Origin of the sequence: Aquimarina litoralis, from assembly GCF_019295435.1 — a bacterium.
GTDB classification, from domain to species: domain Bacteria; phylum Bacteroidota; class Bacteroidia; order Flavobacteriales; family Flavobacteriaceae; genus Aquimarina; species Aquimarina litoralis_A.
This window is the reverse complement of record NZ_WEKL01000012.1, coordinates 92,610-113,855: the sequence shown is the minus strand read 5'-3', so window position 1 is coordinate 113,855 and position 21,246 is coordinate 92,610. Positions and strand designations below refer to the sequence as shown.

The 21,246-nt window shown below is 32.0% G+C and carries 21 protein-coding genes; 15 read left to right on the top strand and 6 right to left on the bottom strand.

All coding sequences use genetic code 11. From position 1 onward, the window contains the following. Positions 1–21 precede the first annotated feature (21 nt). Genes GBO31_RS08925 through GBO31_RS08915 form a run of 3 tightly spaced genes read right to left on the bottom strand, consistent with a single transcriptional unit; the run spans position 22 to position 3,286 of the window. On the bottom strand, positions 22–648 hold the full coding sequence (locus tag GBO31_RS08925; protein ID WP_219007984.1) for a response regulator transcription factor: 627 nt from the start codon (positions 646–648) through the stop codon (positions 22–24). Continuing rightward, positions 645–2,543: a sensor histidine kinase gene (locus GBO31_RS08920; protein WP_219007983.1), complete on the bottom strand. Its 1,899-nt coding sequence runs from the start codon at positions 2,541–2,543 to the stop codon at positions 645–647. Before GBO31_RS08920 ends, GBO31_RS08925 begins: the two co-directional genes overlap by 4 nt. Continuing rightward, on the bottom strand, positions 2,543–3,286 hold the full coding sequence (locus GBO31_RS08915; RefSeq protein ID WP_219007982.1) for a hypothetical protein: 744 nt from the start codon (positions 3,284–3,286) through the stop codon (positions 2,543–2,545). The genes GBO31_RS08920 and GBO31_RS08915 overlap by 1 nt, the downstream gene beginning before the upstream one ends. Positions 3,287–3,416: 130 nt before the next feature. Here GBO31_RS08915 and GBO31_RS08910 point away from each other — a divergent pair, with 130 nt between their 5' ends. Together GBO31_RS08910 and GBO31_RS08905 are read left to right on the top strand one after the other, a co-directional pair. Further along, the gene (locus GBO31_RS08910; protein WP_219007981.1) at positions 3,417–4,211 is read left to right on the top strand and encodes a caspase family protein; all 795 of its coding nucleotides are present in this window, start codon (positions 3,417–3,419) and stop codon (positions 4,209–4,211) included. A gap of 363 nt (positions 4,212–4,574) precedes the next feature. Further along, on the top strand, positions 4,575–4,961 hold the full coding sequence (locus tag GBO31_RS08905) for a nucleoside triphosphate pyrophosphohydrolase family protein (protein ID WP_219007980.1): 387 nt from the start codon (positions 4,575–4,577) through the stop codon (positions 4,959–4,961). Positions 4,962–5,031: 70 nt separating this feature from the next. Here GBO31_RS08905 and GBO31_RS08900 read toward each other — a convergent pair whose 3' ends face one another. After that, positions 5,032–6,120 carry an endonuclease gene (locus GBO31_RS08900; RefSeq protein ID WP_219007979.1) on the bottom strand — a complete coding sequence of 363 codons (1,089 nt, stop codon included), beginning with the start codon at positions 6,118–6,120 and terminating at the stop codon, positions 5,032–5,034. A gap of 181 nt (positions 6,121–6,301) precedes the next feature. Continuing rightward, positions 6,302–7,369 carry a branched-chain amino acid aminotransferase gene (locus GBO31_RS08895; RefSeq protein ID WP_219007978.1) on the bottom strand — a complete coding sequence of 356 codons (1,068 nt, stop codon included), beginning with the start codon at positions 7,367–7,369 and terminating at the stop codon, positions 6,302–6,304. Between the two features lie 182 nt (positions 7,370–7,551). Here GBO31_RS08895 and GBO31_RS08890 point away from each other — a divergent pair, with 182 nt between their 5' ends. The 3 genes from GBO31_RS08890 to GBO31_RS08880 all read left to right on the top strand — a co-directional run bounded on the left by GBO31_RS08890 (position 7,552) and on the right by GBO31_RS08880 (position 9,845). Further along, on the top strand, positions 7,552–8,058 hold the full coding sequence (locus GBO31_RS08890; RefSeq protein WP_219007977.1) for a DUF4920 domain-containing protein: 507 nt from the start codon (positions 7,552–7,554) through the stop codon (positions 8,056–8,058). 11 nt (positions 8,059–8,069) lie between these two features. After that, entirely contained in the window at positions 8,070–8,747 is a 678-nt protein-coding gene (mnmD, locus tag GBO31_RS08885) for a tRNA (5-methylaminomethyl-2-thiouridine)(34)-methyltransferase MnmD (protein ID WP_219008005.1), read from the top strand. A gap of 195 nt (positions 8,748–8,942) precedes the next feature. Then, positions 8,943–9,845, top strand: a complete 903-nt coding sequence (locus tag GBO31_RS08880) for a TIGR01777 family oxidoreductase (RefSeq protein ID WP_219007976.1) — start codon at positions 8,943–8,945, stop codon at positions 9,843–9,845. 78 nt (positions 9,846–9,923) lie between these two features. Here the strand turns inward: GBO31_RS08880 and GBO31_RS08875 are convergent, their stop codons facing one another. Then, positions 9,924–10,595, bottom strand: a complete 672-nt coding sequence (locus GBO31_RS08875) for a YceI family protein (protein WP_219007975.1) — start codon at positions 10,593–10,595, stop codon at positions 9,924–9,926. 160 nt (positions 10,596–10,755) lie between these two features. Here GBO31_RS08875 and GBO31_RS08870 point away from each other — a divergent pair, with 160 nt between their 5' ends. The 10 genes from GBO31_RS08870 to GBO31_RS08825 all read left to right on the top strand — a co-directional run bounded on the left by GBO31_RS08870 (position 10,756) and on the right by GBO31_RS08825 (position 21,078). Beyond that, entirely contained in the window at positions 10,756–11,307 is a 552-nt protein-coding gene (locus GBO31_RS08870; RefSeq protein WP_219007974.1) for a nucleotide exchange factor GrpE, read from the top strand. A 7-nt stretch (positions 11,308–11,314) separates the two neighbouring features. After that, positions 11,315–12,430 carry a molecular chaperone DnaJ gene (gene dnaJ, locus GBO31_RS08865; protein ID WP_219007973.1) on the top strand — a complete coding sequence of 372 codons (1,116 nt, stop codon included), beginning with the start codon at positions 11,315–11,317 and terminating at the stop codon, positions 12,428–12,430. Positions 12,431–12,769: 339 nt separating this feature from the next. Next, positions 12,770–13,699, top strand: a complete 930-nt coding sequence (locus tag GBO31_RS08860) for an ABC transporter ATP-binding protein (protein WP_219007972.1) — start codon at positions 12,770–12,772, stop codon at positions 13,697–13,699. Next, a complete protein-coding gene (locus tag GBO31_RS08855) occupies positions 13,692–14,993 on the top strand; it encodes an ABC transporter permease (RefSeq protein WP_219007971.1) in 1,302 nt (433 codons plus the stop codon). The genes GBO31_RS08860 and GBO31_RS08855 overlap by 8 nt, the downstream gene beginning before the upstream one ends. A 1-nt stretch (position 14,994) precedes the next feature. After that, positions 14,995–15,894, top strand: a complete 900-nt coding sequence (locus tag GBO31_RS08850) for a mechanosensitive ion channel family protein (protein WP_219007970.1) — start codon at positions 14,995–14,997, stop codon at positions 15,892–15,894. 25 nt (positions 15,895–15,919) lie between these two features. After that, on the top strand, positions 15,920–16,819 hold the full coding sequence (locus GBO31_RS08845) for a DUF6268 family outer membrane beta-barrel protein (RefSeq protein WP_219007969.1): 900 nt from the start codon (positions 15,920–15,922) through the stop codon (positions 16,817–16,819). After that, positions 16,819–17,982 carry a sigma-54-dependent transcriptional regulator gene (locus GBO31_RS08840; protein WP_219007968.1) on the top strand — a complete coding sequence of 388 codons (1,164 nt, stop codon included), beginning with the start codon at positions 16,819–16,821 and terminating at the stop codon, positions 17,980–17,982. The genes GBO31_RS08845 and GBO31_RS08840 overlap by 1 nt, the downstream gene beginning before the upstream one ends. Positions 17,983–18,027: 45 nt before the next feature. Continuing rightward, positions 18,028–18,546: a hypothetical protein gene (locus GBO31_RS08835; protein WP_219007967.1), complete on the top strand. Its 519-nt coding sequence runs from the start codon at positions 18,028–18,030 to the stop codon at positions 18,544–18,546. Positions 18,547–18,760: 214 nt separating this feature from the next. Next, positions 18,761–19,639, top strand: a complete 879-nt coding sequence (locus GBO31_RS08830; protein WP_219007966.1) for a PPK2 family polyphosphate kinase — start codon at positions 18,761–18,763, stop codon at positions 19,637–19,639. Positions 19,640–19,683: 44 nt separating this feature from the next. Continuing rightward, complete coding sequence (locus GBO31_RS08825; protein ID WP_429725724.1) at positions 19,684–21,078, top strand: M20/M25/M40 family metallo-hydrolase; 1,395 nt, start codon at positions 19,684–19,686, stop codon at positions 21,076–21,078. Positions 21,079–21,246: the final 168 nt, after the last annotated feature.

Sequence of the window (21,246 nt, the reverse complement as noted above, 5' to 3'; positions counted from 1 at the left end):
AGATAGAGAATATCTTAAATATTAAAAATCATATTTTTTCTCAATTGCATATCGTAATAATTCTCCTTTTCCTTTTAGTCCTAATTTGCGAATAATATTTTTTCGGTGTGTTTCTATGGTAGAGACAGAATTAAAACGAATGGCTGCTATCTCAGAGGAGGTTTTTCCTTGCCCGATGAGTGTAAGTATTTCACGCTCACTTTTGGATAACACTTGTTTTTTTACCTGTTGATTGGTGTCTTCAGAGAAAAAGGAAGGATCGATTGAAGCATCGTAATAAGTGTTTCCTTTAATTACTTCATGAATTGCGGTAAGGACTTCTTCTAAAGGTGAGTTTTTTAATAAATATCCAGAAGCTCCAGCCGCTACCATTTGTCGTACAGCATCTTCCTGATCAAACATAGAAAAGGCAATAATTTTAATATACGGTAATTCTTTTTTAATAATTTTTGTGGCTGCAATACCATCAATTTTTGGCATACGAATATCCATTAAAACGACTTTAGGTTGTTTTCTTCTCACGATGGATAATAATTCTTCGCCATCATTAGCCATACCAATGATACTGATTTCTTCTTCATATTTGAGTAACAAATCAATTCCATCTATTAAGGATTGGTGGTCTTCTGCAATTGCTACTGTGATCATATCGGGATGTTTATGATAATATTGGTTCCTTTTCCGATGGTAGAATCTATTTCAAAAGTACCTTCCATATGTTCTACACGTTTTTCGATACTTTTTAATCCCATTCCGTCTTTTTCTGGTAATACTTTAGCATTAAATCCTTTTCCATTATCCTCAATAATAATGTTTAATAAAGAATCGTGATTGGTTAATGAAATATTAATTTCGGAAGCATTGGCATGTTTAATAACATTTGTAATCAATTCCTGAATCATCCTGAAAATAGAGATCTCCAGCGCGTTATCCAGGCGTTCATCTAATCCGTAGTCTTGTACGTCTATTTGTAATTGATTACCGTTAGAAGCTTTTGCGGCTAATTTTTTGATGGCTGGCAGTAGTCCTTGATTAGCCATCACTCCGCTATTTTTTTCGTGAGCAATACTACGAACTTTTTGATAAGCTTCATCTAGTAAATTATTGGTTTTACTATAAAGCTCTTCGATATTTTCTGCTTTTGGATTGTTGTGATTGTTCTTTAGATGATCAAAATGTAATTTTACAGTAGCTAACGTACTACCTAAGTTGTCGTGAAGGTCATTTGCCAATCGCTGTCGCTCTTTTTCTTGACCAGAAATCATGGCATCAATCGCGGTTAATTCTTGGTTTTTTAATAGTTTTTCAGTTTTTTGAATTTCTATTTCTCGTTCTTGTTCAGCAATACGTTGTTTGCGTTTGGTGTTTTTTTGTATTAGAAAAGTGGTAATAGAGCCAAAAAGTAAAAGAGCTAAAGAACCAATTAACCAATTTCGATTCTTAATTCGTTCAGCTTCACTTTTAAGATTTGTGTTTAAAAGTTGAACTATCTTTTTTTCTTTTTCTAAGGTTTGAAGTTGTATTTCTAATTTAGAGTTTTCTAAAGAGTTTTTTCTAAAATCTTGTTTGTATTCTAATTCTTTTGATTTTTCGAGTTGCTCATACGCTTTTTTATAATTCTTTAGCCCTTTATTGTTTAGAGATTTATATTTATAAATGTAAATTTTACTTCTGAGAGTGTCAGAAGCATCAATAAACTTGACTGCTTCTTCTGCATATTTTAAACCTTTTGAGTATTCTTTAGTTTTATAGTAGAGATCTGCTAGTCTTATACAGGTTCTGAATTTAATATATTTCAAAAACGGGTAGTTCGAGCTTTCGTTTAAGGCTTGAAAATGATATTTTTCTGCTTGTTTATTTTCTCCAATAAACTCTAATTGTACTGCTTTTAATGATAAGAAGAGAGGTCTTATTTTATGATTTTGGGGAAGTTTTTTAATATGATTTTCCAGATTGTTTAGAGCATTCAATGCTTTTCGTTTGTCTTTAAATATACTTTGAGATGAGAAATAAATTTCATAAATGTTAGTCCAAGTTTTTTCTATAGGACTTGATGCTAGTTCTTTATATTCATCCAAATATTTTTTGAACTGATCATTGGTCTGTGAGAACTCATAATGATAAAATTCTAAAATACTTAATAGACAAAATTTAATTAGAAGTAAATTTTCCGTCTCTTTCGCAGCACTATAGGCTTCAAAAAAATCTTTTAATATTATTTCATTTTCAATATTATGATAAAGTTTATAATATCCATTACATAGTTTGATGGTGCTTATAACTAATGGATCAATGCTTTTAATTTCTTTAATAACTGAAAAGTTAATTTCCTTTTGACCATTATAATAAAGAAGGTTTGATAAAGTTGTCAAACCTTCCTTTAGTTCTAACGATGTTAATTCGGAGATTTTATTTATAGATTTTTCGTATTCTAAATTCGATAATAAATAATAATATTCATCTAAGGTTTTTGTGTCTTTCTCAAAAGAGAGAGAGTAATAAAAAGGAAAAAAGATAAATAAGTATATAAAAATCCTAGCCATTAAGTTGTAATTAAATTATAACCTCTTGGACAAATTCCTCCAGGTCCTTTCGGTCTGCCAGTTTCATCTTGTACAGTCTGGGTTATTTTATCTATTAATCGATTATTTGCGTCTACTCTTGGGTTTATCGTTTTTGCAGATGTATATTTCATGTAGTCAGAATTTTCTTCCCACGCAAAAGGATCTCTTTGTCCATCACGATAATAATGTTCGTTGTCAAAAATTCCATGAATAGACCAATGCCCTTCATCTAATGGCTCTAATTCTCTAATTATTTCTAAATATAAGTTATCTTTTGAAATATCAATTTCTTCAGGAATGGTATAGGTGGCTTTTCTTTTAGAAAAATCACTTTTGGGGAAAGGGTTATTTAAATAAGGATTTTGGTCGTTTTTTTCTTTTTCCACTACAAGCCCAGCAACCTTTAAAGTGAAAGATATAACATTAATATGTTTTGGATCATCTAGTTTTGACTCCTTTACTCGTATTCTATTTCTATTAGGTTTGGATAACTCAGCCTTTTTTATTCCAATATTAATGATTCCTTTGTAATTAATTGTTTTAAAATCTACTTCAATTGAATTACTTTCCTTATCAAAATTGAATTTACCATATACTCCAAAAAAAGTACCATATAGTTGGCTCATATATACAGGTTGCCAGACATCTTTATGTTTTTGGTTAAAGGATATAGTAGAAAAAGTATTTAATAGATCAGAAGTTTTGGAAATAGAATCTTTCATAGTTTATTGGATTAATTAATTTTTGTAAAGCTACAAATCTACTTGTAACGGGAAAATACCGATTAATGGGTATATTATTAATTATACTGTAATCGTAATTTAGATTAATAATTTATAACAGGATATTATCATGAGTAGAAAAGCTATTTTATTTGGAATTAATAATAGTATTAATTATTCTAAACATCTCGAAGGGAGTCATAATGATGTACGAATTTGGTCTTCTATAATTACTAAACCCCCATTCAATTATCAAGTTGAAGAGTTTTTTGATGTAAAGGAGAGTAAAGGTAAAGAAAGAATTAAAGAATTTCTTGTATCAGATATCAAAGAAGGAGATACAGGTCTCATCTTTTTTTCTGGTCATGGAGCAAATGAACAGTATAGTAGTACCTCTTCTGCTGAATATATTTGTTTTAGTGAAGGTATTTTATATGATCATGAATTACATACTTTGTTTGATTCTTATCAAAAAGAAAATACCAGACTTATCCTGGTTTTCGATGCTTGTTCTTCATATGGATTAGAAAGACCATGGAAAAGGATGGACGAAAAGGAATTATCAAAAGAGTATCCAACAATAAAATATCTACCAAGACAATCAAAATTTCAACTAAAGAATGAGCCTTTATCATTTAATAGTATTGTTAAAAATAGAACTCAAAATAAAGAAAGAATTTTCATTAGTGCTGTTAATGGAATATCAAGAGATGCTTGGGAATATGTTTATCAAATTGGAGATAAGTTTGAGGCTAGAGGAGCTTTTAGTCATTACTCCAATGAAGTAATAAACGCTAATAGAAATATAAGTTATAACGATTTAGAAGAAAAAGTAAATTTATATTTGAATACCGGAAGTAATAAATTTCAAAAAATGAAGGTCTTTGGCGCAGATTTAATAGGAAATAAACCGATACTACTCTAAAATTTATTCTGGCCTTAAATACACTTTTAATGCGAATAACATGAAAATAAAGATAATAAAACCGATGAGAATAAAAATACTGCCCTTGTAATATTTGCGATGTAATTTCAGGTCTTTTCTGTAGCTAATAATCATTAATACCACAAAAGCTACTACAAAACACCCTGCAAAAATCAACTGACCAGTACTGAACATAAATTGTTATTTTTACCGCAAAGATATGAAGATAAGATCATAAAATCACGCATTATTTTGTCGTACTAAGCTTGTCAAAGTGATACCAAGTATTGGGTTCATAAAGTCTTGGACAGGCTCAGACTGACAGTAAGGCTAGAACAAATTAAAATCAAATAAATAAAATACATGAAAAATAAAATTGCTGCCGTACAAGAATTTCATACTGCATTCGAGATTGGATATAAAAATGAACCAATGGCAGATTTAGGAGAAGCTAAAAACACACTTCGTTTTAATTTAATGAAAGAAGAAAACGAAGAGTATTTTGAGGCAGCTCAAAATAATGATTTGGTAGAAGTGGCCGATGCTTTGGGCGATATGTTGTATATCTTATGTGGTACTATCATTGAACATGGAATGCAACATAAAATCGAAGAGGTTTTCGAAGAAATTCAACGTAGTAATATGAGTAAATTAGGAGAAGACGGAAAACCTATCTATAGAGAAGATGGTAAAGTACTCAAAGGCCCTAATTATTTTAAACCGAATATTCGAGAGATTTTAGATAGATAAAATATAACTGTTACTCTAAAATAGACTCAACAGTGTTGTTTAATAGGTTTAGAGTAACAGTAATACGACTTTATTGTACAACAATTTTTTTGGTTATTGTATAATCGTTTGTTGTTAGTTTTAAGATATAAAGACCTTTTAACGTAGATAGATTTATAGTGTTCTGATCATTTTTGGCACTAAAAGACATAACATTTTTTCCTAATGTATCATATATCGAAATTGTAGTATTAGTGGTCAATCCCCTAATAGTCAATACATCTTGTGTGGGATTTGGGAATAAATGAATTGTGTTAGTTTCAAATTCTGAGGTACTAAGTGTGTTCCCCCAGACCTCTCCCACATTATTTCCCCAAAGATATTCAGCCAATTCCGGATGATCGATAAAGGGATTTCTGTTTTGTTGGAATGAGTAATAAATGACATCATTTCTGTTGCGTTCGAAATCATCTACAGGATCATCTCGATGCCATTGTAACAAAGTAGATTGCACTCCCAGAAAAGGAGTATTGTCACCAAGGGGAAGTACCGTTTCTGTCAGTTCGAGATCTACATAACCGTCTAATCCTTCATAACGAACAGCCATATAAAATAACATTCTGGCAACATCTCCTTTTACAGCATCTCTTGGCTCAAAAGAATATTCATTTGTATCTCTTTTAGATCCCGTATCGTTTCCTGACTGATCTTCTACTATTTCACAATTAGTACAATTGTTAAAGGCTCTATTATTACGGCTAACATTGGTTACTATATCTAGTGGTCTCAATGCGTGAACATCTGTTCCTGGACCTATTTCAGTTCCAAAATCTCCTCTAGATTTAGCCCAAACGTGTTCTCGAATCCATCCGTTTGTATTAAAAGGGTTAAATCTATCATCTCCATCCATACTTACTCCAGAATAGATCAAGATTACATTATCGGGATTATTTGGGTCTTTGTCGGTCTCTTTTAGAATGTCCCAAACATCGGTTTCTGAAGCTGTGTATGGAAATTCTACATGGTTATCTATGATTTGATTTAATTTTAATTTAAGATCAGCACCTCCTTGATTAATTGCAGTATCATAATATCCATCTGGTATTTGAGCTATCAGAATCTGAAACGAACAAAGTAAAATAAAGGTTTGGAATTTATATAAGAGTTGTGATTTTGTCATTTGGGTATTTTTTAGGTTTCAATAGTTGTTACTTTAGTAACGTTTTATGATTCATATAGTATGTGTCATTACTTTAAATCTATCGTTTTTTAATCAGATAGCTACCATATGACAAATCGAAATCATAAAAAAATCCGGAAAACGATTCCGGATTTTTTTATAATATGGTTATTGTTTTTCATTATACTTTTGCTCTCCATCCAAATGGATCTTCAGCTTGGTTATACTGAATATCCATCAAAGCTTTCTTGAAATATGATGCATATGAGTTTTCTTGTTTTTCCAATTCATAATGCTCCCCTTTATATCCAAAAGCTTTGACAGGGCTCACCACTGCAGCGGTACCTGCTCCAAAAATCTCTTTTAAGCTGCCATTTTTGAAAGCGTCTACAATTTCACTCACTTTTATAGGTCGTACTTCTACATTATATCCTTGCTTTTCGGCTAAAGCGATTAAACTCTTACGAGTAATGCCATCTAATATTCTATCACTAGTAGGTGCTGTTAATAAGGTGTCATTTATTCTAAAGAAAACATTCATGGTTCCAGCTTCTTCAACATATTCATGCGTATTAGAATCTGTCCAGATTATTTGCTGATACCCTTGTTCTTTTGCTAATTTAGTAGGATAGAATTGTCCAGCATAATTCCCTGCTGCTTTGGCATATCCAAATCCACCATTGGCGGAACGACTAAATTCTTCAGCTACCAATACACTTACATCTCCACTATAATAGGATTGTGCTGGAGAACAAATGATCATAAAACGATATTCATCTGCTTCAGAAGCGGAAACACTTGGCTGTGTTGCGATTACGAATGGACGTATATATAATGAATTTCCAAAACCTGGTTGTATCCACTCATTATCCATACGTAATAATGTATGTAATCCATCAAAAAAGAATGCTGATGGAAACTCAGGCATTGCTAATCGTTCAGCAGATTTATTAATTCTTTTAAAATTTTCATCTGGCCTGAACAAATATGTGTCACCTTGATCATCTTTGTACGCTTTCATTCCTTCAAAGACTGCTTGTCCATAATGAAATACGCGCGCAGAAGGATCTAGTGTTAGAGGTCCATAAGGAACAATTTTAGGGGTTTGCCATTCTCCATTGACGTAATCGCAAATAAACATATGATCTGTAAAAACTTTACCAAAAGCTAAGTTTTTAAAATCTACTTGTCCAATTTTTGATTCTTGTACTTTGGTGATTTCAATCTCCTGCGGAACTGCATTTCTCATCCGATAATTATTTATAAGGTTGTGAAAGTTTGATTATAAACTTCAATAAGGTCTACTAAATAGTCTTTAACTTTTCGAAAATCTTACAATAGTTTATATTTTCAACAAAAATACCCTTTTCTTATAAATTAAGAATTTTAAAAATGTTTAATTTTGTCAAACATTATTAAGAATCATGTATTATGAAAAAAATTGCACTAATTTTTGCAGGATTATCATGTTTAGTAGCTTGTAATTCTGTTCAAAATGAAAAAGAATCTTTTGCTGTTAAGGATATAAAAATAAGTGAGTATAACAATTTTGGAGAGGCAGTGTCTTCTGATGCCATTTTTTATAAAAATGCCATTACTGAAAAGTATGAAAATCTTAAAGAAGGAGATACGATTGATATATCCTTTTCTAGTACTGTAAATGATGTTTGTAAAGCTAAAGGTTGCTGGATGAAAGTAGCCCTAAATGATGATCAAGAAACTATGGTAAAGTTTAAAAACTATGGGTTTTTTGTTCCAAAAGATATCGAAAATGATACAATCATAGTACAAGGTAAAGCATATGTTTCTGAGACTTCGGTAGAAGAACTGAAACACTTAGCATCGGATGCAGGAAAATCTGAAGCTGAAATTGCAGCTATTACAAGTCCTAAGAAAACCTTTTCTTTTATGGCAGACGGGGTTTTAGTAAAGCAGTAATGAAAAAGGGGCTGAAAAGAGAAGTTATTACCACATCTGATGGTTCTACAACGATTCACTTTCCGGAATTGAATGAGCATTACCATTCCAAACATGGAGCTATTAATGAAGCGAAACACGTTTTTATAAAAAACGGATTTGAATATATTTTGACTTCAAAAAAGCTTGACGAACTGAAAATTCTGGAAATAGGCTTCGGCACTGGATTAAATGCTTTTATCACCTTTTTAGAAGGAATTAGAGCTGATCAGAAAATTAAATATGTAGGGGTAGAAGCATATCCTGTTTTGGCGAATGAGATAAAACTGCTCAATTATGTAAAGGAACTTGAGGCGACAGATCATCAAACTATTTTTGAAGACTTGCATCAAAAACCTTGGGAGAATCTTCATGCTATTTCAGATACATTTTTACTTTTGAAGCGAGAACAACTCTTTGAAGATATTGAAGATGAAAATTCTTATGATTTAATTTATTTTGATGCTTTTGGAGCAAGAGTTCAGCCCTCTTTATGGGAAGTATCTATCTTTAAAAAAATGTACAATGCTTTGTTACCTAATGGAATTTTAGTCACCTATGCTGCAAAAGGAAGTGTACGAAGAGCAATGCAAGAAGTTGGTTTTATGGTAGAAAGGCTTCCAGGACCACCTGGTAAAAGAGAAATGCTTAGAGCTTCTAAAATTTTATAAACACTTTAATGATTGCTCAAAAAAATGAAGAGCTTATAATTACATTGTTAAACCTATAATAAAGCGATAGGTTTTGTTAATATCACGTATTATTTTGCATTTTATAAGATTGTCATTTGATCTGTTTTATGAAGATTTTTCTTCATATCTTAAAGACCATTTTAATTTTATAACTAGGAATAACTAAAATTACTAATGAAAGTTTTAATTACTGGGGCTACTGGACTTATTGGTCAGGAAATTGTAAGATTATGTCATCAATCTAACATCGATGTCAATTATCTAACAACAAGTAAAAACAAACTGATATCTCAAAATAATTATAAAGGATATTATTGGAATCCGAGTTCAGGAGAAATAGACCTAGATTGTTTTCAGGATGTTGAAATAATTATTCATTTGGTAGGGGCTACAGTAGCGAAACGATGGACGAATCGTTATAAACAAGAAATAATTGATAGTCGCATCATAACAACTTCATTGCTTGTCGAATCTTTAAAAACAATAAAACATTCTGTTCGCCAAATAGTATCAGCAAGTGCAATTGGTATTTATCCAGATTCTTTTCAGAATTATTATATGGAAGATTCTGAAGAAGTTGATAATGGATTTTTAGGTCAAGTAGTTCAAAAATGGGAATCATCTGTTTTGGAATTCCAAACCTTAGATATCGAAGTTACCCTTCTTAGAATTGGTTTAGTGCTTTCGCATAAAGGAGGCGCATTTCCTAAAATTATCAACCCTATTAAAAAAGGAATCGGAGCTGTTTTTGGTAATGGAAAACAATGGCAAAGCTGGATACATGTAGAAGATTTAGTAGGAATGTTTTTACACGTGGTGCAAGAAGAAATATATGGTTTGTATAATGCAGTGGCACCAAACCCTATTTCAAACCATAAATTAACTCATGCAATTGCAGAGGCTTTACATAAGAAAATATTGTTGCCAGGGATTCCACGTTTTATGATGAAACTTATTCTTGGTGAGATGCACATGTTATTGTTTAGTAGTCAAAGAGTGTGCTGTGATAAAATTATGAAAACAGGCTTTAATTTCAAATATGATAATATTACTCATGCTGTTGAAGATCTGATTTAGATAATAGTGTGAAATATAAAAAAGGCTAGCAACATTAAATCGCTAGCCTTTTTTTATCTTTTAAGATAAAGAATAGAATTAAGCTTTGTTTGCTTTTAAACTTACCTTTAATTCTATATCATCCATAATAAATTTATCTCCTAAGTTCTCAAAAACAGATTTAGATCCATAATTCACACCCCAATCAGTTCTATTAATAGTAAATACTTCACTATTTAGTGTCATTGTATCTCCTTCTATAGATGTTGTAGCAGGGAAAGATATGTTTTTCTTAATCCCTTTGATCGTTAAATTTCCTTCGATCATAGATTTACCATCTTTTTCTGAAATACCTGTTACTTCAAAAGAAGCATTAGGAAACTTTGCTACATTGAAAAAGTGATCTTCTTTACCTTCACCTTCTCCTTTAAGATGACCTTCTAAACCTGCCTTTTGATCTCCTTCTAAATCGGTTACATTAATAGAAGCCATATCAATTACAAAAGAACCACTCTGGATTTTTCCATCTTGTGTTTTTACTTTTCCTTTAGCAATGCTTATAGTTCCGGTATGGTTTTCTGTAGGTTTTTTACCAACCCAATCAATAGTACTAGCAGCATTATCTACGATAAAAGTGATTGCTTCTGCCGGAGCTTCTTTTACTTCTTCTGCAGCAGTAGCTTCAGTTTCATTTTTTTTCTCACCTTTACAAGATATCGCTGAAACAATAATCACAGCAATAGCAAGTAGATTCACTAATTTAAATTTCATAATAATGTTAGTTTATAGTTTCAGACATCAAAATTATTTTTTTAGAAAATGAATACTCTTAAATATATACTAAAATATTCCTGTGACATTATGACATTAATTCAAAAATGGCAGTACTTTTGCAGCTTCAGAAAATAAACTTATAATAGGTACTGGTTACATGAGTAAGAAAAATAAAAATACGGAAGAGGTAAAAGATCAGGTAGAAGATGTACTTGATACAACAATAGAGGAAGCAGCAGTAGAAGAGGTAGAAGAAAAAGATACAGAAACGCAGTTGAAGGAAGATCTTGAAAAAGAAAAGGATAAATTTCTAAGGCTTTTCGCAGAATTTGAAAACTATAAGAAGCGTACTTCTAAAGAGCGAGTAGAGTTATTTAAGACTGCTGGTCAGGAGATTATGCAATCTATGCTTCCAGTATTGGACGATTTTGATCGGGCTATGAAAGAAATAGAAAAATCGGAAGATAAAGACTTGCTAAAGGGAGTAGAGCTTATACATAATAAGTTAAAAGAAACTTTAAAAGGAAAAGGATTAACAGAAGTAGAAGTTGGTGCTGGAGATGCTTTTAATGCAGATGATCATGAAGCAATTACTCAAATTCCTGCACCTAGCGATGAGCTAAAAGGCAAGATTGTTGATGTCATAGAAAAAGGATATAAATTAGGAGATAAAGTAATACGTTTTCCTAAGGTGGTAACTGGACAATAATAAAGAGATGAAAGAAGACTTTTATGATATTTTAGGTGTTAGCAAAAATGCTACGGAGGCTGAGATAAAGAAGGCATACCGTAAAAAAGCGATAGAATATCATCCTGATAAAAACCCTGGAGATTCTTCGGCCGAAGAAAAGTTCAAAAAAGCTGCAGAAGCATATGAAGTGCTAAGCGATCCTGATAAGAAAGCCCGTTATGATCAGTTCGGACACCAAGCCTTTGAAGGTGGCGGTGGTTTCGGCGGTGGCGGAATGAATATGGATGATATATTCAGTCAGTTCGGAGATATCTTCGGTGGCGGAGGTTTTGGTGGCTTCGGTGGTTTCGGAGGTGGCGGTGGAAGACAACGTCGAGTAAAAGGAAGTAATCTTCGTATTAGAGTAAAACTTACTTTAGAAGAAATTGCCAATGGTGTAGAGAAAAAAATCAAAGTAAAACGAAAAATTCAAGCACCAGGAGTTACCTATAAAACTTGTTCTACTTGTAATGGTAGCGGTCAAGTTACAAGAATTACCAACACGATATTAGGTAGAATGCAAACGTCTACTACCTGTTCTACCTGTGGTGGATCAGGACAAATAATTGATCATAGACCTTCAGATGCTGATGGACAAGGGCTTAAAGTGTCAGAAGAAACAGTAAGTATTAAGATTCCTGCTGGAGTAGAAGATGGGATGCAGCTTAAAGTTACAGGAAAAGGAAATGAAGCTCCTGGTAATGGAATCGCTGGAGATTTATTAGTGGCTATCGAAGAACTAGAGCACCCTCAATTGCAGCGTGAAGGAGATAATCTTCATTATGATCTTTATATCAGTTTCTCCGAAGCAGCACTTGGTGCGTCCAGAGAGATTGATACGGTTTCTGGAAAAGTGAGAATTAAGATTGAAGAAGGTGTACAAAGCGGTAAAATCTTACGACTACGAGGAAAAGGAATTCCAAGTATAAATGGTTATGGTAAAGGTGATTTACTAGTGCATGTAAACGTTTGGACCCCTAAGACACTGAATAAAGAACAAAGGGAATTTTTCGAGAAAATGGCACAGGATGATCATTTCAAACCTAGTCCAGATAGTAAGGACAAGTCGTTTTTTGAAAAAGTAAAAGATATGTTTTCATAATAAGAAAATTCAAAAAATAAGATAAGAATCATTTCAAAATGCTAATTTTTGTTTAATAAAAATTTGTATATTTGAGACATCACTAGCGCATTTAGTGATAATTTTTCTTTTTCATAGCAATTTTTTTCCCATCCTTAATACTTGTATTCAGGGTGGGTTTTGTTTTTATGAGAACATGAATTCTAAGATCATGACTAGTTTTGAATTTGTTGTTGTCATGCCACGATCATAAATTTCTTAACATATACCATCAGTTTATGCAGGAGATTTATTTCATTTCATCAATATTTTGATTTAATTAGCACTAGTTTTTATTTTTTAACAAATCAAACTTTTTATATGTCCAATCTTTTAGAGGTAGAAGAAGCATCCAAACGATTTGGAAATTTTATAGCTCTTAACAACGTTTCTATCAAAGTACCAAAAGGAAGTATTTTTGGTTTGCTTGGGCCGAACGGAGCTGGCAAGACTACTCTTATTAGGATTATTAATCAAATTACTTTACCAGATACAGGAAATGTTTTTTTAGATGGAGAACCTTTACAGTCTCATCATATAAAAGATATAGGCTATTTGCCAGAGGAAAGAGGTCTTTATAAATCAATGAAAGTTGGTGAACAGGCTTTGTATCTTGCACAGTTAAAAGGTTTAAGTAAAAAAGAAGCCAAAGAAAGATTAAAGTACTGGTTCGATAAGTTTGATATTTCACATTGGTGGAATAAAAAAATACAAGAACTTTCTAAAGGAATGGCGCAAAAGGTGCAATTTATCGTAACGGTATTACATCGACCAAAATTATTAATATTTGATGAGCCTTTTAGTGGATTTGATCCTATAAATGCAAATGTTATTAAAGATGAGATTCTTCAATTACGTGATGAAGGAGCAACTGTTATTTTTTCTACTCATAGAATGGAAAGTGTAGAAGAGTTATGTGATCATATGGCTTTGATTCATAAATCAAATAAAATATTAGAAGGAAAGGTAACAGATATTAAAAAAGAGTATAAATCTAATACGTTTGAGGTAGGATTATTGTCTGATAATAATATGGAATTGGAAAAGGTTTTGAGAGATACATTCCAAATAGAGCCCGCGCATTTTAAGGCTATAGATGAGCAGTTAAAACTTAAAATCTCATTAGATACCAAAACGCAACCTAATGAACTATTAGGCTTCTTATCAGATAAAGCACAAGTAGTTAGATTTAATGAAGTGATACCAAGTGTAAACGAAATATTCATTAAAACCATTACCGAAAATGAGTAGTAATTTACAGTTAATCATTAGAAGAGAATTTATATCTCGTATTCGTAATAGAACGTTCGTAATTATGACGTTTTTAAGCCCATTAATTGCTGTAGGTATGGTAGCGCTAATAGCTTGGCTTACTACATTAAATAGTGATGAAGTCAAAAAAGTGGTTGTTGTAGACGAGACAGAGCTTTTTGTATCCGATTTTGAAGACACAAAAGAAGTCACTTATTTAAATTACAGCAAGGTAGGTTTAGAAACTGCAAAGGACTCTGTTATTTCTCAAAAACTCTATGGATTATTATATATTCCAGAGAAATCTACTAATAAAAATTTGGCAAAATCTATTCAGTTTTATGCAGAAGAGTCTCCGAATTTTTCCGTTTTAAATAGAATTGAGAGAATAATTGCAAATAAATTAACCGAACAAAATTATAAGGATGAAGGTCTAAATCTAGAGGTAATCCAAAAAGCTAAAGCTAAGGTAAATATCCAAATAGAGAATTTTTCAGGAGAGAAAACTTCCAAAATGTCGAATTATGTAAAAATGGCTTTTGGTGGATTGGCAGGGTATTTATTAATGATGTTTATCATTATATATGGTAATATGGTAATGCGATCTGTAATAGAGGAAAAGACCAATAGAATAATTGAAATCATTATTTCATCGGTTAAACCTATGCAATTAATGTTAGGTAAGATTTTGGGAACTTCTTTTGCAGGTATTGTACAATTTTTAGTTTGGGTACTTTTAGGTGGAGTATTATTGATAATTGCAACATCTTTATTTGGGATTGATGCTCAGCCTGTTGGAGTCGATCCTTCTGTTGCGTTAGAAGAGAATAATCCAGAAGAGATTCAGTTATTGATTCAGGATATTTTGAAACTTCCTTTACTTACTTTAGTGTTATCATTTTTTGTTTATTTTGTTGGAGGATACTTTTTGTATAGCTCTATCTATGCTGCGATAGGAGCGGCAGTAGATAGCGAGACAGATTCTCAACAATTTATGTTGCCTATTATTTTACCATTAATGTTAGGTATATATGTTGGCTTTTTTGCAGTGATTGAAAATCCGCATGGAACCGTTTCAACGGTATTCTCAATGATTCCGTTAACTTCTCCAATCGTAATGTTAATGCGAATTCCTTTCGGAGTTCCATGGTGGCAAATTCTTATTTCTATCTCCCTTTTAATTGGAAGTATAGTATTTATGGTATGGTTTGCAGGAAAAATTTATAGAATCGGTATATTAATGTATGGTAAAAAACCCAGTTATAAGGAATTATTTAAATGGTTGAAGTATTAATATGATTCAGGAAAAAATTACAGAACAGGTTAAGGAAGTAATCCACGAAGATGTTTGGGGTAACATCAAGAAATTTTTGGATTATGAAATATTCCATTTTGGTCCAGATAATCATTCTATTATACTTACTGTTGGTCTATTACTTTTTGTAGTTTTTATTCTTATAGTTACTACTCTATCATTAAGATTTATTAGAAGAATTGTAACGAGAAAATTGCGAAATGAAGATAAATTAAAATTTGAATCCGTTTTTTCTTTCTCCAAATATTTTATTTACGTAATCGTTATCCTGATCGCTTTAGATAGTATAGGTTTTAATATTACTGCTATTTTTGCTGCTTCGGCTGCATTATTGGTAGGAGTTGGTCTTGCGTTACAAACCTTAATTCAAGATGTGATTTCTGGTATTTTTATTCTTATTGATCAGACTGTTTCGGTTGGTGATATCGTAGAATTAGATGGTAAGGTCGGAAGGGTAGAAGAAATCAAATTAAGAACTACAAGAGCAGTTACAATTGATAATAAGGTATTGATTATTCCAAATCATAAATATCTTACCTCTACCTTATACAACTGGACACAGAATGGTAAAATAACTAGAGAATCAGTAGAGATTGGTGTAGCTTATGGGAGCGATGTGAATTTGGTAAAAGAATTACTACTTAAAATAGCTACTAAGAATGATAAGATTCTTCAACATCCGGAACCATTAGTGTTATTTACTAGTTTTGGAGATAGCGCTTTGAATTTTAAACTTGTTTTTACTATGAATGATAGTTTTCAAGCTGGTATTCCTAAAAGTGAAATAAGATTTGAAATTGATCGTTTGTTTAGAGAAAATAATATAAATATTCCGTTCCCTCAACGAGAAGTAACTATCTTAAACCCGAATAAAGAATAATCTAAAGATTTTATGAGGTAAAAAAATGAAAAATATCCGTCTACTCATGCCTTTTATAACAATCTGTTGCGCCATTTCTATGGTGCGATCTCAAGATACTAATTTGGCAAGGGTAGAATATGCATATATTCCGCAATCTAAAAGTGATAATAATTATAGTAGTCTTCGAGTTTCAGGAAACTACCCTATAAAAATGGATGAGAAAGGAACCTATCTTGTTATGGCTTTTCAATATCGATTAAACAATCTACAACTAAATGATGAGGTTGTTGTGGATAAAGAAGGTTTACAGGACTTTCATACCATTGGATTTGAGTTAGGATATACATTTAAAATGAAAAATGATTGGAGGTTTGGGGCCAAATTAGGAACAAGACTTTCTTCAAATTTAGAAGCTTCTGGAATTGAAAGTGATGATTTTAGATATGTAGTATCTGCTTATTTTGTTAAGAGTTATGGTGATAAAAAGGCCATCAATTCAGCTAGATTGGTTTTGGGACTTAGATATGCCGTTCCAGCAAGTATTAATTTCCCTTTACCAATTATCAATTATTCCAAACGTTTTCATCCTAATTGGTCATATTCATTGGGTACACCAAAAACAAGTATAAAATATTTTTTTAATGATAAAAATACCTTGCAAGCATTTGTAGGGTTGGATCGTTTTTATGGTAATATCCAGAACAACAGAGCTTTTGTAGATGAAAATGGAGATACCAAAATCGCTGAAAATGCCTCGATGTTACTTATTAATAGTGCTTTGGGATATGAATACTACTTTACGGAACACTTATTGTTATTTGCTTATGGAGGATATACATTGAGTAATGAAATCCGATTAAGAGATAAAAATCAAGAAAATGTTTTAATTCTCAATGATAGAAATACATTCTATATGAGAGGAGGAATTAAATTAAAATTATAATGGCAAAAATATTAGTTATTGAAGACGAAGCTGCAATCAGAAGAGTTCTCGTTAAAATATTATCTGAAGAAAATGATAAGTATGAAGTTTTTGAAGCTGAAGATGGATTAGTAGGTATTGACATGATCAAAAATGACGATTATGACCTAGTACTTTGTGATATAAAAATGCCAAAAATGGATGGGGTAGAAGTGCTAGAAGCAGCAAAAAAAATAAAGCCCGAAGTGCCAATGGTAATGATCTCAGGTCATGGAGATTTAGATACTGCTGTAAATACAATGCGTTTAGGAGCTTTCGATTATATTTCAAAACCACCTGATCTTAATAGATTGCTGAATACTGTTCGAAATGCACTGGATCGTAAAGAATTAGTAGTAGAGAATAAGATGCTTAAAAAGAAAGTGTCTAAGAATTATGAAATGATCGGAGAATCTGAAGCTATTTCTGACATTAAAAATATCATAGAAAAAGTAGCAGCAACAGATGCTAGAGTTTTGATTACGGGACCCAATGGAACTGGAAAGGAATTAGTAGCACACTGGATACATCAAAAAAGTGATCGCTCTAAAGGTCAGATGATTGAAGTAAATTGCGCAGCTATACCAGGAGAATTAATTGAAAGTGAGTTGTTTGGTCATGTGAAAGGTGCGTTTACATCAGCTAATAAAGATAGAGCCGGTAAGTTCGAAGCGGCAAATGGTGGAACCATTTTTTTAGATGAAATTGGTGATATGAGTCTTTCAGCTCAAGCCAAGGTTTTAAGAGCGTTACAAGAAAATAAAATTCAAAGAGTTGGAAGCGATAAAGATATAAAAGTAGATGTTAGAGTGGTAGCAGCTACGAATAAAGATCTTAAAAAGGAGATCGCCGAAAACAGATTTAGAGAAGATCTATACCATCGATTAGCAGTAATTCTTATCAAAGTACCTGCCCTAAATGATAGAAGAGAAGATATTCCATTATTAGTTGATTATTTTACAAAGAAAATTGCTGGAGAGCAAGGATCTCCTGCCAAAACATTTTCTGAAAAAGCAATTAAGCAATTACAACAATATGATTGGACTGGTAACATCAGAGAATTGCGTAATGTTGTAGAGCGTTTAATTATACTAGGAGGAAATGAAGTAAGTGAGGAAGATGTTAAACTTTTTGCTGCTAAGTAAGGAGAATTCTTATCTTTCGACCTATCTCTAATATATTTGCCCCTAATGAAGAGAGCTTTTTTTATTATTTTAATCAGTATTGGTTTTGTTGCGAATGCTCAATATGAACCCAGTGCTATAAATTATGGACTTGTAGCCATTAAGAGTTTTGAATCTGCCGAAGAAGTAGGACTCGGAGCAAGAATAGAATATGCTCCCAATTGTTATACTACCTATATGGGAGAATATAATCGATTATTTTCTGTTGGTGCAAGTAATGAAGTAGAGGGATATAATGAACTGGCAATTGGGGTAAATCTTATCTTATTTAATTGGTATCCTACGACAATAACAGCCGGTTTTGGATATATAGGGAATGATTCTAGTGTTTTCGAAGAAATCGAAGATGATGCGCTCATAGCATTTAGAAGCGGAGATTTTAATCATGGAGCGCAGATAAAGTTGAGAGCTTTACATCAAATTTCTATTCCTGTACATATTTTTGCCGAATTTAATATTAAAAGCCTTGGAAGGAGATATGATACATTTCTTATCGGATTTAGCTATGATTTTGATGCAAGGTGAATCTGATGCTTTATAATTAGAATAATTTATACTCTTACTCTCTACAAATTGCACATGATAAGAACGAATACATAGAAATTTGACAATTGGATAATAGAAAAAATTAATAAAAAATAATATTTATCTTTTCTTTTTCTTCGAATTATACTCGTGTTTTTCTTTTTTTAGCAATCTAAAACTTTAGTATCTTACCAAGAATAATACAATTTATACTATGAATACAATCAATGACGAAGATTTTAAGGTTTCTCAATCAATCGAATTGTCAAATGTTTCAACCACTTATGATCTTGGTGAGGATAAAAAACAGATAGAAAAAGAACTAGAAAAAGTCAGAGAGAAACTAGGCGAATTTCAAGATACTATTTATGCGCACGATAAATATGCTATCCTTATATGTTTACAAGGTATGGATACTGCAGGAAAAGATAGTTTGATTCGTGAAGTTTTTAAAGATTTTAATACTAGAGGGATTGTAGTCCATAGCTTTAAAGTACCAACCGATTTAGAACTTGGACATGATTATTTATGGAGACATTATATAGCATTGCCACAAAGAGGTAAGTTTTCCGTCTTTAATAGGACTCATTACGAGAATGTATTGGTGACAAGAGTACACCCAGAATATATAATGAGTGAAAAACTTCCTAATATCAATTCGGTAGAAGATATAAATGAGGAGTTTTGGGAACGACGTTTTGAGCAGATTAGAAATTTTGAAAAACATATTGCTGAAAATGGAACATTGATTTATAAGTTTTATCTGCATTTATCAAAAGATGAGCAAAAAAATCGATTATTACGTAGATTAGCGAAGAAAGAAAAAAATTGGAAATTTTCTGCTGGAGATCTTAAAGAACGAAAACTATGGGATCAATATCAGGATTGTTATCAAGATGCAATTAATAAGACATCATTACCTCACGCACCTTGGTATATAATTCCCGCAGATGATAAGCCAACTGCAAGATATATCGTTGCGAAGATTCTTTATGATACCCTTGTAAAGTTTGATGATATCAAAGAACCAGAATTAGATGAAGAAACAAAATCAAATTTAGCATCATACAAGGAACAGTTAGAGAACGAATAATTGTTCTAATAGATTGATAAATAATTATAAATAAAAATACCTAAGTGAAAAAGATAGTCCTTATTATTTTCTGTATGTTTTTTTTCTATACCTCTTTTGGGCAAAAGAAAATCAATAAAGAAGATTCCGTTACGATTAAAAACTTCTATAGCTCTTCATTACTAAAAGGGAAGAGTTATTCTTGGTTAGATCATTTGTCTAATCAAATAGGGGCGAGACTATCGGGTTCTCTCAATGCCCAAAAAGCTGTAGAATGGACGGAAACGGAATTAAAAGAGATAGGATTGGATAAAGTATGGCTTCAATCAGTCATGGTTCCGAAATGGACAAGAGGAGTAACTGAGTTTGCGTATATAGAAACACAACCAGGACAAACTACAAATGTTCCTGTTTGTGCTCTTGGTGGTTCTGTACCAACACCTATAGGAGGTGTAAAGGCGGAAGTGATTGAAGTACAGGGGTTGGAAGATCTTCGTAAATTAGGAACTGATAAAATAGAAGGGAAGATAGTTTTCTTTAATCGACCTATGCAAGCAGATGTAATTAATACTTTCGAAGCCTATTCTGGTTGTGTAGATCAAAGATATTCTGGAGCAGCTGAAGCAGCTAAGTTTGGTGCAGTTGGAGTTATTGTACGTTCTATGAATTTGAGGTTAGACGATTTTCCTCATACTGGAGCAATGAGTTATGGTAATTTGACAGATTTAGAAAAAATTCCAGCTGCAGCCATAAGTACAAATGGTGCAGAATTATTACATTCAATGTTAGCACTTAATCCTAAGATCAAGTTTTTACTTAATATGAACTGTAGAACTTGGAAAGATGTGGAATCCTTTAATGTAATTGGTGAAATTAAAGGAAGTGAATTTCCTGATGAGTATATAATTGTTGGAGGACATTTGGATTCTTGGGATTTAGGAGATGGTTCACATGACGATGGAGCCGGAGTAGTACAATCTATGGAAGTGTTGAGGTTATTCAAAGAAACTGGATATAAACCAAAAAGATCCATAAGAGTTGTATTGTTTATGAATGAAGAAAATGGATTACGTGGAGGTAAGAAATATGCAGAAGTAGCAAAGAAGAAAGGAGAAAATCATGTTTTCGCTTTAGAGAGTGATGCAGGAGCTTTTACACCAAGAGGATTTTCTTTTGACTGTGATGACAATAATTTTACCCAGATTGAAAGTTGGAAACCCCTTTTTGAGCCTTATCTTATTCATTATTTTGTCAAAGGAGGAAGTGGAGCAGATATTAATCCATTAAAAAAAGATGGAATTGTTTTGGCAGGACTTCGCCCAGATTCTCAACGATATTTTGATCATCACCACGCTAAGAATGATACTTTCGATGCTATCAATAAAAGGGAATTAGAGCTAGGAGCAGCAACAATGGCAAGTTTAGTGTATCTTTTTGATAAATATGGAATAAAAAAATAAGAGTAAAATCTATTTTCAAAGGAGTGTTTCGTAAAAACATCAACTTAAATTAGCTTCAGTTTTTAAAACCAAATTATCTTCCTGATATAATGATCAATATATTCAGAATACATAGATTTATGATAATCTATTGTTAGTTGATCTATTATTTTAGACTAAAATGTTCCT

Coding starts and splice junctions, on each gene's coding strand:
- GBO31_RS08840 (WP_219007968.1), top strand. CDS start 16,819: ATGGCAAAAATATTAGTTATTGAAGACGAAGCTGCAATCAGAAGAGTT.
- GBO31_RS08890 (WP_219007977.1), top strand. CDS start 7,552: ATGAAAAAAATTGCACTAATTTTTGCAGGATTATCATGTTTAGTAGCT.
- GBO31_RS08875 (WP_219007975.1), bottom strand. CDS start 10,595: ATGAAATTTAAATTAGTGAATCTACTTGCTATTGCTGTGATTATTGTT.
- GBO31_RS08905 (WP_219007980.1), top strand. CDS start 4,575: ATGAAAAATAAAATTGCTGCCGTACAAGAATTTCATACTGCATTCGAG.
- GBO31_RS08900 (WP_219007979.1), bottom strand. CDS start 6,120: ATGACAAAATCACAACTCTTATATAAATTCCAAACCTTTATTTTACTT.
- GBO31_RS08915 (WP_219007982.1), bottom strand. CDS start 3,286: ATGAAAGATTCTATTTCCAAAACTTCTGATCTATTAAATACTTTTTCT.
- GBO31_RS08835 (WP_219007967.1), top strand. CDS start 18,028: ATGAAGAGAGCTTTTTTTATTATTTTAATCAGTATTGGTTTTGTTGCG.
- dnaJ (WP_219007973.1), top strand. CDS start 11,315: ATGAAAGAAGACTTTTATGATATTTTAGGTGTTAGCAAAAATGCTACG.
- GBO31_RS08870 (WP_219007974.1), top strand. CDS start 10,756: ATGAGTAAGAAAAATAAAAATACGGAAGAGGTAAAAGATCAGGTAGAA.
- GBO31_RS08855 (WP_219007971.1), top strand. CDS start 13,692: ATGAGTAGTAATTTACAGTTAATCATTAGAAGAGAATTTATATCTCGT.
- GBO31_RS08925 (WP_219007984.1), bottom strand. CDS start 648: ATGATCACAGTAGCAATTGCAGAAGACCACCAATCCTTAATAGATGGA.
- GBO31_RS08880 (WP_219007976.1), top strand. CDS start 8,943: ATGAAAGTTTTAATTACTGGGGCTACTGGACTTATTGGTCAGGAAATT.
- GBO31_RS08850 (WP_219007970.1), top strand. CDS start 14,995: ATGATTCAGGAAAAAATTACAGAACAGGTTAAGGAAGTAATCCACGAA.
- GBO31_RS08830 (WP_219007966.1), top strand. CDS start 18,761: ATGAATACAATCAATGACGAAGATTTTAAGGTTTCTCAATCAATCGAA.
- GBO31_RS08845 (WP_219007969.1), top strand. CDS start 15,920: ATGAAAAATATCCGTCTACTCATGCCTTTTATAACAATCTGTTGCGCC.
- GBO31_RS08860 (WP_219007972.1), top strand. CDS start 12,770: ATGTCCAATCTTTTAGAGGTAGAAGAAGCATCCAAACGATTTGGAAAT.
- GBO31_RS08910 (WP_219007981.1), top strand. CDS start 3,417: ATGAGTAGAAAAGCTATTTTATTTGGAATTAATAATAGTATTAATTAT.
- GBO31_RS08920 (WP_219007983.1), bottom strand. CDS start 2,543: ATGGCTAGGATTTTTATATACTTATTTATCTTTTTTCCTTTTTATTAC.
- GBO31_RS08895 (WP_219007978.1), bottom strand. CDS start 7,369: ATGAGAAATGCAGTTCCGCAGGAGATTGAAATCACCAAAGTACAAGAA.